The 16,131-nt window shown below is 34.2% G+C and carries 17 protein-coding genes; all 17 read left to right on the forward strand.

Annotated features, from left to right (window positions below; all coding sequences use genetic code 11):
* Positions 1-6: 6 nt before the first annotated feature.
* A complete protein-coding gene (locus C3729_RS09900) occupies positions 7-543 on the forward strand; it encodes a hypothetical protein (protein ID WP_104793994.1) in 537 nt (178 codons plus the stop codon).
* 149 nt (positions 544-692) lie between these two features.
* A complete protein-coding gene (locus C3729_RS09905) occupies positions 693-986 on the forward strand; it encodes a DUF4134 domain-containing protein (protein ID WP_317615415.1) in 294 nt (97 codons plus the stop codon).
* Between the two features lies 1 nt (position 987).
* On the forward strand, positions 988-1,302 hold the full coding sequence (locus C3729_RS09910) for a DUF4133 domain-containing protein (RefSeq protein WP_104793996.1): 315 nt from the start codon (positions 988-990) through the stop codon (positions 1,300-1,302).
* A complete protein-coding gene (locus C3729_RS09915) occupies positions 1,274-4,348 on the forward strand; it encodes a TraG family conjugative transposon ATPase (RefSeq protein WP_104793997.1) in 3,075 nt (1,024 codons plus the stop codon). Before C3729_RS09910 ends, C3729_RS09915 begins: the two co-directional genes overlap by 29 nt.
* Entirely contained in the window at positions 4,335-5,003 is a 669-nt protein-coding gene (locus C3729_RS09920; protein WP_104793998.1) for a hypothetical protein, read from the forward strand. Before C3729_RS09915 ends, C3729_RS09920 begins: the two co-directional genes overlap by 14 nt.
* Before the next feature lie 11 nt (positions 5,004-5,014).
* On the forward strand, positions 5,015-5,698 hold the full coding sequence (locus C3729_RS09925) for a hypothetical protein (RefSeq protein ID WP_104793999.1): 684 nt from the start codon (positions 5,015-5,017) through the stop codon (positions 5,696-5,698).
* Positions 5,699-5,774: 76 nt separating this feature from the next.
* The gene (locus tag C3729_RS09930) at positions 5,775-6,443 is read left to right on the forward strand and encodes a hypothetical protein (RefSeq protein ID WP_104794000.1); all 669 of its coding nucleotides are present in this window, start codon (positions 5,775-5,777) and stop codon (positions 6,441-6,443) included.
* Positions 6,444-6,461: 18 nt separating this feature from the next.
* On the forward strand, positions 6,462-7,289 hold the full coding sequence (locus C3729_RS09935) for a hypothetical protein (RefSeq protein ID WP_104794001.1): 828 nt from the start codon (positions 6,462-6,464) through the stop codon (positions 7,287-7,289).
* 2 nt (positions 7,290-7,291) lie between these two features.
* Positions 7,292-8,539: a hypothetical protein gene (locus C3729_RS09940; RefSeq protein ID WP_104794002.1), complete on the forward strand. Its 1,248-nt coding sequence runs from the start codon at positions 7,292-7,294 to the stop codon at positions 8,537-8,539.
* An 86-nt stretch (positions 8,540-8,625) separates the two neighbouring features.
* Positions 8,626-9,240 (forward strand): conjugative transposon protein TraK, encoded by a 615-nt coding sequence (gene traK / locus C3729_RS09945; protein ID WP_104794003.1) that lies wholly within the window; start codon positions 8,626-8,628, stop codon positions 9,238-9,240.
* Positions 9,241-9,242: 2 nt separating this feature from the next.
* Entirely contained in the window at positions 9,243-9,596 is a 354-nt protein-coding gene (locus C3729_RS09950) for a hypothetical protein (protein ID WP_104794004.1), read from the forward strand.
* Between the two features lie 34 nt (positions 9,597-9,630).
* Positions 9,631-10,848, forward strand: a complete 1,218-nt coding sequence (gene traM / locus C3729_RS09955) for a conjugative transposon protein TraM (protein ID WP_104794005.1) — start codon at positions 9,631-9,633, stop codon at positions 10,846-10,848.
* Positions 10,845-11,714, forward strand: a complete 870-nt coding sequence (gene traN / locus C3729_RS09960) for a conjugative transposon protein TraN (RefSeq protein WP_104794006.1) — start codon at positions 10,845-10,847, stop codon at positions 11,712-11,714. The genes traM and traN overlap by 4 nt, the downstream gene beginning before the upstream one ends.
* A gap of 58 nt (positions 11,715-11,772) precedes the next feature.
* The gene (locus C3729_RS09965; RefSeq protein WP_104794007.1) at positions 11,773-13,764 is read left to right on the forward strand and encodes a type IV secretion system DNA-binding domain-containing protein; all 1,992 of its coding nucleotides are present in this window, start codon (positions 11,773-11,775) and stop codon (positions 13,762-13,764) included.
* Entirely contained in the window at positions 13,765-14,604 is an 840-nt protein-coding gene (locus C3729_RS09970; RefSeq protein ID WP_104794008.1) for a M23 family metallopeptidase, read from the forward strand.
* Positions 14,594-15,316: a hypothetical protein gene (locus C3729_RS09975; protein WP_104794009.1), complete on the forward strand. Its 723-nt coding sequence runs from the start codon at positions 14,594-14,596 to the stop codon at positions 15,314-15,316. Before C3729_RS09970 ends, C3729_RS09975 begins: the two co-directional genes overlap by 11 nt.
* 53 nt (positions 15,317-15,369) lie before the next feature.
* Positions 15,370-16,122 carry a DUF6449 domain-containing protein gene (locus C3729_RS09980; protein ID WP_185117740.1) on the forward strand — a complete coding sequence of 251 codons (753 nt, stop codon included), beginning with the start codon at positions 15,370-15,372 and terminating at the stop codon, positions 16,120-16,122.
* Positions 16,123-16,131: the final 9 nt, after the last annotated feature.

Below are 16,131 nucleotides of genomic sequence, written 5' to 3' on the forward strand. Positions count from 1 at the left end.
ATACAAATGTTAAAATACTCATTCATTCTATTAGCAGTCTATTTTCTGTATTATGCTGGAAACGTAGTTTACGACCTTTTTTTGAAAAAAGAGAAAACAGTACATACCGATGATACAGAAGAATTTTCACTTGCTGATTTTGCACAGTCAGAGAGCCTTCCTCCAAGTTCAGTCGGAATTGAAGATGTAGAAAATATTCGCACTCCAAAATCCTTTTTGAAAAGTGAAATCCCGACAGCTCAAGCTCAAAACACTTTTGAAGAAAATCCCGATTTGGAAGAATTAAGAAGAAGATTTGAATCCGAACAAGACTTGGATGGTTTTGATGACGTGGAAAAACCAATAAAAAATGTAACTGAAAATACAGAATCTATTCAATCAAAAAATAACGAAAATCATCAAAACCAGATTCAAGAAGAACAAGGTTTATCCATTCAAAAATCAAACAGAAACAAATGGTATCAATTGCTTAATCTGGCAGAAACCAGTGTGCAGATGATTTCCCATAATGACGGATATAAGATATATCATTCCATTATGTAATCCTTATCCATAAAAATATTTAAAACATTCAAAAACAACGCATTAAAAATCCGTTGCAGGATATTTTTTGCTTTAAACTTAAAAATTAATTCAATATTAACCTTTAAAAAACCTTATGTGTTATGAATCAAAAATTCAAAAAAAACCAAATGATGAAAAAAGTATTCACTGCTTTCATTTTACTTTTAGCCATTACTCCAGCCTTTGCACAAGGAGGTGCAACAGCCATCTCCAATGCAGCAAGTGATATCAAAGATTACTGGGACCCGATCAAGCTGATTTTGAAAGCAGTCGGCGGATTGGTAGGTTTCATTGGTGGTCTTCGAGTGTACAACAAGTGGACGAATGGAGACCAAGATGTCAACAAAGAAATCCTCGGTTATGGAGGCGCAATGATTTTCCTTATTGTAGTTCCAGAATTTGTCACTGCATTCTTTGCCTAAAATGGGATTTTACCTTTACAAGGGGCTTAAAAAACCCCTTGTATTTTTCGGACTCAAAGGGAAATACATTTTTTATGCAGTTGGTGTCATCGGAGGCGGTGTCATTGCGGCATTAGTATTATCCAAATTCGGTTTACTAGGTTCTTTATTAGGATTGGCAGTTACTGCAGGAGGTGTTTATCTCATCTTCAAAAGACAGGATAAGTATGGTTTGTACGACAAAACCAAAAATTTCAATCAGATATTCATTTTTCCCAAAAGGTTAAAACATAAAAAAATTTTACAACATGGCATCAACAAAAAAACAAGCATTTGATATTCCATTTATCGGCTACGATTATGGAAAAGATTTCAATTGGGATTTTGATGTTCTTTTCGGACAGTATGGAAACCCTATTATCGGGATTAAGATAAAAAATATGGTTAAGCAATATTCGGCAGATCCTGATAACTATCTCAATTTTCATACCATTTTGAATCAAGTTGTTTCGATTATTGGAGAAGGAAGAATTGTTCAGAAACTCGATATTTTTTCAAAAAAGAAATATACGGCTGAACCATCTAACCAGTTTCTTCAGCAAAAATATTCAGAGCATTTTGATGGACGACTTTTCAAAACCATTGAAACGGTATTGGTGTTTACCGATATTGTGGATGACAAACTGAAAAAGAAAAACAGGCAGTACCACCACTCGGAAAAAGGCTACAAAGAACTTCGAGATAAATGCCAGAAAGTTTTTATGCTTTTGAAACAAAGCGATTGCGAACCTCAATTTTTGTTGGAGAAAGATTTTGAATATTATATTTCTGGAGTTTTGTCGATGAATTTTTCAGAGGTACCAACTTTTGATAATATCAAAAGCACCAACGAATATCTGAAAATAGGCAAAAGATTTGTCAAAAATATATCTTATGTCGATGTAGAAAACATTGATTTGCCTTCTGAAATCGAGCCTTATTCTATTTTAGGAGGAAACGGAGCTGCATCAGAAACAGCCGTCGATAATTTTACCTTCATCAACGAACTGGAAGACTATGAAACGATTGTTTACAATCAGATTATTACGATTCCGCTACAAGCACCACAGCAAAGAGAATTAGACAAGAAAAAGAAAAAGCACGAAGGAGCAGCCAATAACTCTCCATCCAATGCCATCATTGCAGAAGAAATTCAAACCCTACTTCATAATATCGCTATAGATGGACAACTCGTTGTGAATGCCCATTTCTCTATTTTGTTTTCAACAAATACTTTGGAAGAAATGGAGGGGACACAGTCCCTGATTGAAAACAAGCTTTTTACCAAAGGAATTATTGTTTCCAAAAATGCTTACAACCAGTTGGAACTCTTTCGAGCAGCCATTCCAGGAAATGGAACAGAATTGAGGGAGTATGATTTATTTATGACGACAAGCGAAGCAGCCGTGTGTTTTTTTTTTAAAGAAAGTTACCCCATGAACGAAGAATCGAACTTCTATCTAAGATTTACCGATAGACAAGGTGTTCCACTAAAAGTAGATCCTTCGGATTTACCGATGAAAACAGGAAGAATCAACAACAGAAACAAGTTTGTTTTAGGACCCAGCGGGTCAGGCAAAAGTTTTTTAATGAATAATATCATAGAACAATATCTGACGTACAATTATGATGTAGTCATTGTGGATACAGGAGATTCCTATTCAGGAACCTGTAAATATAAGGGAGGAAGATATATTCAGTACACCGAAGAAAAACCCATTACCATGAATCCCTTTCTGATGAATAAAGAAGAGTTCAATATTGAAAAAATTGAGTTTTTAACCAATTTAATATTCTTGATTTGGCAAGGTCCCGATGCGATGATGTCATCCGCACAAAAATCCATATTGGACAATGTGTTGATGTCTTATTATCACCAGTATTTCAATTCGGGAACTCCGTGGTATGAGAATAAAACTTCAGAAGAGCTCATTCTCTATTTAAGCAAATATAATATTCACGAAGAAGATCTATTTACAGAATATGAGAATGAAGCTAAAGGAAAACGCAATTATTATGATATTCTAGGAATTGCATTCGATGCTAAGTCTGATGAGATCAAGGAAGCCTTCCGAAGATTGGCTATCGAATATCATCCCGATAAAAACCTGAACAATCCCGATTATGACAGCGAAAAATTTTACAAAGTCTATGAGGCTTATGAAACCTTAAATGACGAAGAAAAGCGAAAAATTTATAACGAAACACAATTGATTCTTATCAAATCTAATGAAATCATTAGACAACCTAAATCTGCAGAAGAATGGAACGAATCCTTTAGAAAAGCCATCATCAAAAAAATTAAGGAACTCGAAGAAAAGTTAGTAGCAAAAGAACTTTCTTTCAATGGATTCTATGAGTATTGCGACCGGTTCCTACCGGTTTACTTAAACAATAAAAAGCACAAAATCAACGAAAAAGAATTCAACCTGCGTACTTTTTTATTTGTTCTGAAAGACTTTTATAAAGGCGGAAGATATGGAAACACCTTAAATAATAAAGCAGACGAGAGTTTATTTGAAGAACCATTCATTGTTTTTGAAATCGATAATGTAAAAGATAATCCCAAATTGTTTCCTATTGTAACACTCATTATTATGGATACCTTCATTCAGAAAATGAGATTAAGAAAAGACCGCAGAAAAGCTTTAATCATAGAAGAAGCGTGGAAAGCCATTGCAAGTAAACTGATGGGAGGATATATTCTCTATCTCTACAAAACGGTTAGAAAATTTTGGGGAGAGGCTGTCGTGGTAACTCAAGAACTCGATGATATTATTGGAAATGCTGTAGTAAAAGACTCCATCATCAACAATTCTGATACGTTCATTTTGTTGGATCAAACCAAATTCAAGGACAATTTTGACCGTATTGCTGCTTTACTTTCACTCAATAAAGTGGAACAGAATAAGATTTTCACCATTAATAATTTGAACAACAAGTTTGGAAGAAGCCGCTTTAAGGAATTTTATCTGAAACGAGGAAACAAAGGAGAAGTTTACGGGAATGAAGTTTCAATAGAGCAGTACCTGACCTATACCACTGAAAAACCAGAAAAGTCGGCAGTAGAGTATTATGTACACAAATATGGAAGTTATGATGAAGCATTGCACCGTATTGTTAATGATTTAAAAAATTTCGGCGACGGTCTTGAAAATTTGGTATCACTGGTCAATCTCTACAGGAATCCTATGGATGAAAAAATTGTTTCCTATTACGGAATAATGAAGAAAATACTCAAAGGAAAGAATGTGTTCAAAATCATTTCTCAGGAAATGGAAGATCAAAATATTAGTTTTTCAGAATTAATCAATCAAAAACAAGAGTTATATGAAAAAGTTTAGTCTAAAAATAGTAATACTATTATTCTCTTTTTGGGGAATGTTGAGCTTTTCCCAAAATACTTACATCGACCCGACTGTAACGGCTGCTATGATTTTGTATTCAGAAAATTTGAAAGCCAAACAAAATGAAGTCATTGACGAAACCTCCAAATTGAAAGATGCACAAGCATGGGTAGGAACTCAAATGGTAGCAGCCAATGAAATTCAAAACAAAATACTGAAGGGGCTGAAAGAAGTTTCAGGAACATTACAAAACGGAATTCAGGTACAGCAGATTTATTCTGAGCTGAATAAATGCTACAATTATTCGTCAGAGGTTGTTCAGTTAGCCTCTGCGCATCCGCAGTATGCCATATTCGGAGTGAAAGCATCGCAGAAGACCTATGAGCAAAGCCTGAAAATCGTAACGGATGTGTCTGATGTTCTTGCCTCTGGAGAGCTCAATTTGGCAACCGCAGGAGACCGATATAAAATCCTGCATAATATTTCAGAGAATTTAAAAAATCTAAAACTGTGGCTTTTGGCAATCAAGTTAAGATTGGAAAAAGTCAATCGTTTGGGATTCTGGAATTTCATCAATCCATTTGCAGGCTACATCAATACCGATAAAGGCATTGTGGAAAACATAATGACCAAGTATAAGCGAAATTTTTAAGAAATCACAAGATGAAAAAGATTTTTCAAATTCTGTTAATTCCTACCATCTATCTTATTATTACTTCTTCCAGTGGTGGTTCTACGCCAGCTTGGCAAAAAGAAAATGTATCATTCCCTATGATGAATATCGAAATCAATGCCACCATGAAAGAGCATAACCGACAAATAGCCATGAGGCAAAAACAAACAGACAATGCTACCATAGAAACCGCCAATAGAACTCAATGGAACAACTTTAAAGATAAGGTAACCAAAGTTCAAGACAGATTGAGAATTGTGTCATTTGCTATTCAGGCAATTCCTACGGGAATAGCGATGAGTAGAGAAGTTAATAAAATCACTCAAAACCAGACAGACATTATTAACGAAATCAATACAGCGCCTTATTCCATTATTGCAGTATTGCCTTCCCAAGTACAGTTTGTGGACGATTTGCAAATGGTAACGAGGCTCATCATGGGGATTGTTATTTCTTATGGTGCTATCAACCAGATGGAAAAGTCGGAACGTAAAATTTTATTGGATTACTCTTTGGGAGAAGTCAAAACATTAAGCAGAAACTCTACACATATGCTCTTAAAGATTAGAGATATCAAAGCCAAAGTATTACGCAACAAAAGAGCTTTTCAATATTACGTGAATAGAGATAAACAAGTGGTAGAAAACATCATGAAAAATATTAAATCTTTTTAAAGATGAAATCGAAGATTATCTCCTTTCAGTCGATGAATACATTTCGCGAATACCTTAATAAGAAAATAATAAAGTAATGAGCAAAAAAATAGTAATTTTTGGATTATTGACATTTTTTGGAATTTTAATCAAAAGCCAACAGATTGTATTCAATGACAAGCTTTTTGCGCAAATGACGAAAGATCATGCGGTAAGAATGGGAAGCGAACAAACATTTTTAAATTCTTATGAAAAGCAAAAACAGTTGTATGACGATATTAAAAACAAAACTGCTCAAGTAATTGCCATTCAAGAATACATTTATCAGCAACTCAAAAATGTCAATTCAGCGCTTACTCAAAGCAAAAAACTCATGTATCTCTATCAGTATTTAGGGAAGGTTGTGACGAACTCCAACAGAATGTTGGATTTATCAGCACAACACCCTGAATATGCCGTGTTAGTTTCCAAATACTATGTAGAAATCGGAAATCAAACCATGAAGCTTAAACAGGAAGTTACTCAAGATATTCTCAATGAAAATAAAGATTTCTTAATGGATGCTAGTGATAGAGAAATGCTCATTGAAAAAGTCTTTACAAGAGTAAGAAACATCAATGGGAACATTCTATACATCATTTTAAGATTAGAGAACGCCAACAAAATCCCTTATCTGTATCAAGTTCCCAAGCTTCGGAACTACATCAATATTGACAGGGCGATTGTCGGAGATATTATCACAAAATATAAATACATCTTTAATTAAAAACAAATAGATAAACAGATGAAAAATATAGTTAAAAAAGGAAAATTTTTCCTCTTACTATTTATTGCGACTTCAGCATTTGGACAAAGTATAAAGAAATTGAACGATCCCTCCATTGTAGCCCAACACAAAAGAATGACTTTTGAAAGCTGGGGAGATTGGCGACCTTATCCGAAATATTTTTTAGGCATTCAGACCAATTTTGCCTATGCTACAGTTTGGGGAATGTGGGCACCGAGTATCAATAGAGCCTATAAGAATGGTGAAGATATTCGACCATTAAAACCAAACGGAGAACAAAATTTAAGATTAGCCCAGTTAAAACTTCAGGAAGAAGAAGCAAAAAAAATCAAAGCCGCTTCTGATACGATTTACAAAAGATGTGTTCAGGATTTTGCGCATTGGACTTCTGCCACCGTTGATGCCGATCCGCTATGGCTTTTATACTATAAGAGGATGCTGAAACCCATTACTGAATTTCCCAACACCCCTCAAAATTTTATAGAATGGAGACTGAAAGATCAGCAAACATATGAAACGCTCAATACCACAGGCACATTAAAAAGATGGCAGGAAGAATTGGATCTTATTAAAGAAAAATATGCCATGTCCCGAAGTATGGATATGCCCAGAGGAAAACGCTTCCTGATGTACCATGAAACACTCATCAAATGGAGAAATTTTGTTCAGGAATTAAAGAAGTACAATGACAGGACTACACTTCTATTAGATTATAAAAATATTTTTAAAAACCATTTATCTACTGCTTTACCCAACCAATGGACACCTGCTTCAGATAAACAAATTGTTCATAACACCATGCAACAATATAAACACCGATTTTAGAAATGAATAAAAAACTCACCTTATTATTTTGTCTTTTGGCAATAGTATTGCCAATTATGGGATTTTCCCAAACAGACAGCGATTACAGCAGTCTGCTCCAATTTTTAAAAGGCGACGGCGCTTTCGAAAAATGGTTTATGGAAATCTTTACCAAATTGGATAACAGTGTACAAGATAGTGCTCAAGGTTCTGCCTTGGTAGGAAAAGCCATTGGAGGATTAGGAGCCTTGATGTATCTCGGATATATGGGCTGGCAAATGGCGGCTGGAGACAGAGAATGGGAAATTACTCCCATGCTAAAACCAATTCTGATTGGATTTACGCTTGTTTATTGGTCAGGATTTGTCAATCTGATACAAGCCCCTTTTGAAGCCATAGCTCAACCAGGAATTGCCATCTTCAGTGACATTGAATCTGAAGTCAATGATTTACGAGTGCAAAGGTTCAAAAAGCAACAGCAACTATTAGATGCCGTCATCAAACTCAATGCGGAAGAAGATGCCAAACAGGAAGTCATCAACAACACCAGTCAAAACGCTGATGATTCTTGGTTTGATGTAAGTGAAGGATTAGACAAATTGATACAACCCATCAAAGAATGGCAGATTAGAATGCAGTTCCAAATGCAAAAATTAGTCGCTGAAGTCATTGAATTTGTCTGTCTTTCCATCTTGAGAATTTGTGTGTATCTTATTTTCTTCATCCAAAAAATTTGGGCATATATCCTTATTATTTTAGGACCTATTGCGGTTGGAATGGCACTAGTTCCAGGATTTGAAAATTCCTTGTACAGCTGGGTGTCTAAATTTATCAATATCAATCTCTACACTTTTGTGGCTTATACGATTATCAATATCGGACAGCAATTGATTGCTTCTGGCTATACCATGGAAATAGAACGATATGACACCCTTCTATCCAACGGAACCATCACCAACCTAGATGCTCTGATGATCTATGTAAGTAATTCGGGAATGATTTATAACCAATTGTTTACCTGCGTTGCCTATATCGTTACGGGAATTGGAGTTCTGATGACACCCACCATTGCCGATACCATTGTTACTGCAGGAGGAGCTGGAGCGATGACCAAGATGAAAAGTGCTGTAGGAAAAATGACGAGCAGTGCCAAAACAGCAATATTAACTGCAAAAACAGGAGGAGCTTCTATCGCATCATCCGCTGCAAAAAGTGCAGCAGCAGGTTCAGCATCAGGAAGAGTTCAAGAAGCCATGAAAAAAGGAAAGTAAATATAATCATCAAACCGACAACCGACAACCGATAACCGACAACTATCAACTATCAACAATCAACCAACAACCAACAACTAAAAAAAATGCTTATTAAAAATATAGAACAAAGAATTAAAATTAACAAGGTGGTTTCCATCTCTGCCATTGTGTTTGCGGTCTTCATCGTTATAGCAGGTTTCTTCTTTGCATACAGAATAATTGAAGATTCCAGAAAATCCATTTATATTTTAGATAATGGAGTTCCTGTACTGGCAAAGCAAACCGATGTTTTACTCAACAGACCTGTAGAATACAAAGCGCAGATTGAGCTTTTCCATCGATTGTTTTTTACGCTAGCTCCAGATGATGCTTATATCAAGGATAATATCCAAAAATCATTATATCTCATTGATGACAGTGGAAAAAAAGAATACACCAATCTGAAAGAAAAAGGCTTTTACAATCAAATTATTGCCTCTAGTTCAATGGTCAGTATTCACGCAGATTCTATTACAATTAATATGGAGCAGAAGAAGTTTGCTTTTTTCGGAAAGCAGATGATTACCAGAAAATCTTCCGTCATTACAAGAAAACTCATTACTGAAGGTTATTTTGATGACATTATCCGAAGTCCTAATAATCCTCATGGCGTAATGCTTAAAAACTGGCGAATCCTAGATAACGAAGAAATCTCTAACCAAACCAAAAATTCGTACTAAAAATGAATACTACACTAACACAAACTGGACAAAAATGGCTGAATTGGGCAAGTCAACAACCGAAAAAATTCTTCATCTATTCGATGGTATTTTTATCGGTTTCCTTTATTGGCTCTCTCATTCAAGGCATCTTTTTCCCTTCAGATAATGCTTTTAAAATAAAGCCTCCGATTTTGTATTCCAAAAGTAAAATGGAACAAAATACCACCATAAATAATGAAAAAGAAATGAGAAAAATAGTGGATGAACTTAAATCACTGAAAGTGAAAAGCGAACATAAAGAATTACAAAAAGAAGACAGCTTACGAATTGACTACTTGTTTAACCAATACCAAAAATTGCGAAATGGCCGGTAGCACCGGAGGCAATTTATCTAAAAATCAAAAATAAATGAAAAAAATTGACTTCAAACAGAGAAAATATGTTTTGCCACTTTTAGCATTGCCGTTTCTGCTGCTATTTGTATATGTAGGAGCACAGTTTACCAAAGAAGACACATCGGAAAAAGATCAACCTAAAGAATTGTCACTTTCACTCGGTGAAACACAGGATTCTATTATGACGAAGAATGATGCGTATGATGCATTTTTCAAAAAAGATGACAACAGAACCATGTTGGAAGGTTTGGACAAAGAAGAAGACAGCTTATACAACTATGATGACCAATTATCACTAGCTCAAAAAAGAAAAATCGATTCATTAAAAGCCGTTTCTTCAAGACAAAATCAATATCGTGAAAAAGGAAATCCATCTTCTTATTATAGCCCTAATTCATCTCAGAGAGAAGATAAAGATTACCAAAGGTCTTCTGAAATTATCAGGATGCTGAATGCCAAATCTTACGGAAAGCAAGAAAATGGATTTGATTCAGAAAGTCAGAAAGCTCCTTCCAAAAATGAGCCACAAGATCCCGTAAAATATCTGAAACAGCAAATGCTGGTGATGGATTCTTTAGAAAAAGCACGAGACCCAGAGTATCAAAGCAAACTAGCAGCTGAACAGAGACTCAAAACCAGTAAAGAAAAAATGGACGAGTTTCTTAATTCTACTTTCAATGTTAGCAAATCAGGTATTAATAACGATTTCAATGCTTTTTACAAAGAAAAAGAAAACAGCTTTATCAAAGCCGTGATTGATGAAAACAATAAAGGCTTTCTAGGAAGCAGGATTAGATTTCGACTGTTGGAGGACATCTTCATAAGCAACAGAAAAATAAGCAAAGGTTCCATTTTATATGGACAGATTTCGGGATTTTCAATGCAAAGAGTTGATCTTACAATTGTATCCGTATTTACGAAAGGAGAAATTTTTCCTGTCAATCTTTCAATCTATGATGTGGATGGAATGAAAGGATTGTATGTACCCCAAAGTGTTTTCAGAGATATGATAAGAGAAATGGGAAGCAATTCTGTACAAGGAACTCAAATGGATATGGGCGGACAAGGATTTTTTACCAGTCTTGGTTCTAAATTATTTACATCCACTTCCAAATCTCTTGCCAACCTGATTAAAACCAACAAAGCCAAATTGAAGTACAATTCTTACGTATTTCTGATTGACGAAAAACAACTCAAAGATTCACAAAACCAACAAAAAAATAAAAAATGAAAACGATATTATATAGTCTGTTACTATTTACAGCTCAATTTTTAACCGCACAAACGGCAACCAAAGAACAAATTATTTCGGATTTACCCGAAATAGAAATTACAGAAGGAATTAATTTACACATTATTTCACCTGAACCGATTCAGTACGTTGATTTATCTACTAAAAAACTTACGGGAGATTTACCGACCACCAATATTGCCAGAATTAAAATTACGGACAGTCCCGAATCTAATGAGACAGAAAAAATAAAAAAGCAGACAACTTTTACTAGTGGACAAAACATTGGAGTTATAAGTGTTGTTGGACAATCATTTATTGCTCAGTACAAAGCAGTTTACAGAAATTCCGAAAACTTAAATACGGTTACCAATATTCATATTCAGCCCGAAAATATGCAACCTATTGAGTTTGATAAAATGGTGTTTTCTAATCTTGAATTGAGAAAGTTTGCAATGGATATTATTCAGAAAAGCTCAGAAAAAAATCCAATCAGAGAAGAGAAAAATCTGAAACTCAATATTCAGTTGAACAATGTGTATGTAATGAGTGATTATATTTTTTTGGATATGACTTTTAAGAACAATTCAAATCTGAGTTATGATATTGAAGACTTGAAATTTTCCATAGAAGACAAAAAAATATATAAAGCCACCAACAATCAAAGTATTGAGATGACTCCCATTTTTCAACTGAATCCACAAAAACACTTCCGTAAAAATTTCAGAAATATTTATGTCTTCAAAAAATTCACCTTTCCAAACAGTAAAGTAATGATGGTACGATTAATTGAAGAACAACTTTCAGGAAGAACCATCGAAATGAAAGTGAACTATTCAGATATTCTTAAAGCTGATACATTCTAGAGGCAGTGTCTCTTCCAATTTTTTAATCTTTTATTCCCTTAATTTTTTAATTCAAGAAATGCAAGAGCAACAACATCAAATCAAGATTTACGGTTTCCTACAGAAGGCAGTGTATGCTGTCGTGGCATTAGATTGTGCATCGCTTTTTTATCTTCATGCCAATATTCCAGTTGTATCCTATTTATTGAAAAACTTCTCAAAGCTGAGTTTTATTTACCCTCCTATCAATGCCAAGTTTGCCACATTGATTTTGATAGGATTGGTAGCTGTTGGAACGAAAGCCAAAAAAAAGAAAGACTTAAATATTTCTACAGAGATTGTGGTTCCAATGGTATTAGGATTAATCATGATTTTTTCATCTCTGATTGTGCAGAATGAAGCTGGAAATGTAAAACTCCCCAAAATATTTCCAGGCTTTAATCTCTATCAGGTCATATATGCAATTCTTTCATTTTTGGGAGCAGTCATTCTTCAGATGGGAGCTGACAGCATTTCAAAATTGATGCAGCAAAAGATGGGAAAAGACCGATGGAACGTCGAGGAAGAATCTTTTGACCAAAATCAGGAACTGATAAAGTCAGACACTAATATCAACATTCCTTATTTATTTAGATACAAAGGAAAAAGCAATAAAGGTTGGATTAATCTGAATCCTTTTCGTGGAACAATGGTGATTGGAACACCTGGCTCTGGAAAATCTTTCGGCGTGATTAATCCAGCTATCCGACAGATGATTGCCAAAGGTTTTTGTCTTTGCATTTATGATTTTAAATTTCCCGATTTGGCACAGATTGCATACTACCATTACCTGCTGAAAAAAAGCAAAGATTCGGATTATAATTACAGCTTTCATGTAATTAACTTAAATGAAGTCGAAAAATCAAGGAGAGTCAATCCATTTCATAAAAAATACATCCAAACTTTGGCGGAAGCCCAGGAAATGGCAGAATCAATGGTTTCCTCATTGCAAAAAGGTGGTTCGAGTTCGGGAGGCGGTTCTGAAGCATTTTTCACTCAATCTGCTATTAATTTTCTGGCTTCCTGCATTTACTTTTTTGCAAAACTAGAGAACGGAAAATATTCAGACTTGCCTCATATTCTTTCTTTTATGAATAGAAGCTATAAGGAAATTTTTGACACATTATTTACAAATGAAGAAATTGGTTCCTTGCTTTCGCCTTTCAAAACGGCTTATGACAATAAAGCTTTTGACCAATTGGAAGGACAAGTCGGAACGCTCAAAATTTTCCTTTCCCGATTGACAACTAAAGAAAGCTTTTGGGTGTTTTCGGGGGATGAAGTGGAACTGAAAATAACAGACAGAGAAAATCCATCCATCATTATTCTGGCATCCGACCCAGGAACACAAGATATTAATTCGGCATTATATTCTGCTGTTCTGAATCGTACGTTACGCTTAGTCAATTCCAAACATAATATGCCTGGAGCAATTATCGCTGATGAGTTTCCTACTATATACATCCACAAAATTGATAATGTAGTTGCGACTGCAAGAAGCAATAGGGTTGCTGTTCTGCTAGGACTTCAGGAAATACCGCAATTACGTCAGTTCTATAAAAAAGAAGTGGCTGATACTATTTCAGCTATTGTGGGGAATATACTTTCTGGTTCGGCAAGAGATAAAAACACTTTGGAATGGCTTGAAAAACTATTTGGGAAAATCAAGCAGAAATCTTTTTCTCAATCTATTTCCCAACAAGGAACTACAACTAGCATCAACGAAAAGATGGATTTCATGATTCCTGCGGGAAAAATAGCAGCTTTAAGAACAGGAGAAATGGTAGGAATGATTGCGCAAGGAGAAGAGAACGATACCGATGAATACAAGACATCTGCAATTAACGGGAAAATCAATTTGGATATGAAAGCCATTAATCAAGAAGAACAAAACTACGTTCCGATGCCAATTTATTATTCTTTTATAGACAAAGCTGGAAACAATCGTAAAGAAGATGTTCTGATGACCAACTTTAGAAAAATTAATAAAGAGGTGGAACTTATAGTCAATGAAAATATAAAAACAACATAAATGATAACCATAAAAAAATATTTTATAGCAGTATTGATATTGTCTTTTCATATTCTAGTTTTAGGACAATTTAATACCCTGACATATACATTACCAAAGAAAATTGATAATCTAAAAGTAATAGAGCAAGTGAAAGAAACGGACAATCATAAGCCAAAAAAAAATAAAAAGTCGTTGAAAGAGATTTTTAACATGGTCAAAAAAACAAACCTGAAAAAAGAATTGGATTCTCTGAAAACATTACTTAAAGAAAAATCATCAACTCACAATAAAAAATGGAATACGCAAAAATTACAGGATTCCTTGATTCTAGTTGTTCAAAATAAAATGCTTGATCAAATTAAAAATAATAAAAATCAATTGTCTCAATACAGTTTTGCAAATGAAGCACGAGATATGAATTATTTAAAAATTGTAATGCCATTAAATAATGAAATCTCTGTCACATCACCTTATGGAATAAGGACTCATCCGATTTTTGGAGCATCTAAATTTCATAATGGAATTGACTTGATTGCGAATTATGAAAATGTCTATTCGGTTCTGGACGGGAAAGTCACTGAAACAGGTTGGGACAATAATGGTGGTGGAAATTACATCAAAATTAAACACTTTGACCGTTATGAGACTGCCTATCTCCATCTTTCAGAAATTTATTATAGTGTCGGAGAGTTTGTAAAAGCAGGTTTTATCATCGCTAAAAGCGGAAGTTCTGGAAATTCAACTGGACCGCATTTGCACTTTTCTGTAAAAGAATTCGGCAAAAACATCAATCCTACTCATTTTTTAAATGACCTTATAAAAGTAAACCAATTAATAACTACCAATTATGCAAAATGAAAATTTACCAACCGAAGAACTGAAAAAGTTCGGGATAATCAATGAAGACTTATCATTCTCAAAAAAACTAAAAGCAGATGATATTCAGAAATTCCTACAAGGTTATACTATTGTGGCTGACAACGAAAACAATAGGGCTACTTTTCAACTCACCGAAAATAACACTAAGCTAAAAGTTATTTTTTTGGAAAGAGATAAAAACCTATCAGAAATACTGGATAAGAGTAAAGAAAAAATTCAGTATTCTGAAACAAGATCACAATACTATGTTAATGATAATAGGCATTCTGCTCAATTGGGATTTTCAAAACAGGCATTTGTTTTTGACAAGGAAACAAATACCATAAAAGAAATGGATTTGATCAAGAATGCTCATGAACTTACAAAAATCGTTTCGGAAAGAAAAAATCAAGAAGAAATCAATCAATATAAGTTGGAGCTAGAAAAATTAAAAAGTTTTTTACAAGAAAAAATAGGGTTGTATCCAGAAATCGCTAAGAAAATTACAAACGATTTGAATATTGTTTCTCGAGAAATTGATACTGTAAACAGTATTACGCTAGATGAAAAACAAATTGCAAAAGAAAATAATTCTAAGGTTCAGCTGAATGTAAATGACAAAGATATGTATGAAGATTCCAACCGAAATCGTGAGGAACAAGAAGAGCTACAGTCGGAAGAACAAAAAAAATCACGAAAATTTAGAAGATAGATCAAAAATTTATCATTAGAATATTAATCAATAACATTTAAACCCCAAAAATTATGGAAACACAGAAAGAATTCGACCAAGTAGAGTATCTAAAAAATCAATTAAAATACCTTGGTTTTGGAGAAGGAGAGAAACTCCACAAAGATTTAGAAAAAGGTATCAAATCCAAAAATCAACAATTTGAAGTCAAGACGACTTCTGACAAAGCATTATCTGGAAATAAGGCAGATTTTACTTTGAAATTCAACAAAACAGATGGTGGAGGTATTTTTCTTAATTCGTACTGCGCAAAATTGACGAACGAAAAGAAGGAGGAGATTTCTCATAATTTCCCCGTGAACCGAGAAAATACCTTTACCGCAAAAGAAGCTATTAATCTTTTGGAAGGAAGAAGTGTGAAAATTGAGTTTCATAACCCTAAAAGTGAGCAGAAGGAAATTGCTTTTGTACAGTTAAATTTTGATGAGCCTAAAACAGAAAAAGGAAACTATCTATTTCAAAATTTTTATAAAAATTATGGTGTTGAGACCGACAAAATAGTAGAAAAATCCAACCTTATTTTTGATAAGCCTGAGTATAAAGAAAATACTATTAAATCTTTGGAAAAGGGAAATATTGTTAAGGTGAAATTTGAGCAGGATGATAAGGTTATTGAAGGAAAAGCCATCCTTAATCCTCAAAACAGAAATCTAAAGCTGTATGATTCTGATATGAATAGAATCAATACCAACAAACCTTTGGAAGGTATCGAACAAGACAATAAACACGAAAAAAGCAATGTGAAGGAGCAAAGTATTAAACGATAAATAATTCCT

The organism is Cloacibacterium normanense, from assembly GCF_002943105.1.
Classification (GTDB): Bacteria; Bacteroidota; Bacteroidia; order Flavobacteriales; family Weeksellaceae; genus Cloacibacterium.

Excerpts from the sequence above, each read along its gene's own strand:
- C3729_RS09900 (WP_104793994.1), top strand. The coding sequence starts at position 7 with ATGTTAAAATACTCATTCATTCTATTAGCAGTCTATTTTCTGTATTAT.
- C3729_RS09905 (WP_317615415.1), top strand. The coding sequence starts at position 693 with ATGATGAAAAAAGTATTCACTGCTTTCATTTTACTTTTAGCCATTACT.
- C3729_RS09910 (WP_104793996.1), top strand. The coding sequence starts at position 988 with ATGGGATTTTACCTTTACAAGGGGCTTAAAAAACCCCTTGTATTTTTC.
- C3729_RS09915 (WP_104793997.1), top strand. The coding sequence starts at position 1,274 with ATGGCATCAACAAAAAAACAAGCATTTGATATTCCATTTATCGGCTAC.
- C3729_RS09920 (WP_104793998.1), top strand. The coding sequence starts at position 4,335 with ATGAAAAAGTTTAGTCTAAAAATAGTAATACTATTATTCTCTTTTTGG.
- C3729_RS09925 (WP_104793999.1), top strand. The coding sequence starts at position 5,015 with ATGAAAAAGATTTTTCAAATTCTGTTAATTCCTACCATCTATCTTATT.
- C3729_RS09930 (WP_104794000.1), top strand. The coding sequence starts at position 5,775 with ATGAGCAAAAAAATAGTAATTTTTGGATTATTGACATTTTTTGGAATT.
- C3729_RS09935 (WP_104794001.1), top strand. The coding sequence starts at position 6,462 with ATGAAAAATATAGTTAAAAAAGGAAAATTTTTCCTCTTACTATTTATT.
- C3729_RS09940 (WP_104794002.1), top strand. The coding sequence starts at position 7,292 with ATGAATAAAAAACTCACCTTATTATTTTGTCTTTTGGCAATAGTATTG.
- traK (WP_104794003.1), top strand. The coding sequence starts at position 8,626 with ATGCTTATTAAAAATATAGAACAAAGAATTAAAATTAACAAGGTGGTT.
- C3729_RS09950 (WP_104794004.1), top strand. The coding sequence starts at position 9,243 with ATGAATACTACACTAACACAAACTGGACAAAAATGGCTGAATTGGGCA.
- traM (WP_104794005.1), top strand. The coding sequence starts at position 9,631 with ATGAAAAAAATTGACTTCAAACAGAGAAAATATGTTTTGCCACTTTTA.
- traN (WP_104794006.1), top strand. The coding sequence starts at position 10,845 with ATGAAAACGATATTATATAGTCTGTTACTATTTACAGCTCAATTTTTA.
- C3729_RS09965 (WP_104794007.1), top strand. The coding sequence starts at position 11,773 with ATGCAAGAGCAACAACATCAAATCAAGATTTACGGTTTCCTACAGAAG.
- C3729_RS09970 (WP_104794008.1), top strand. The coding sequence starts at position 13,765 with ATGATAACCATAAAAAAATATTTTATAGCAGTATTGATATTGTCTTTT.
- C3729_RS09975 (WP_104794009.1), top strand. The coding sequence starts at position 14,594 with ATGCAAAATGAAAATTTACCAACCGAAGAACTGAAAAAGTTCGGGATA.
- C3729_RS09980 (WP_185117740.1), top strand. The coding sequence starts at position 15,370 with ATGGAAACACAGAAAGAATTCGACCAAGTAGAGTATCTAAAAAATCAA.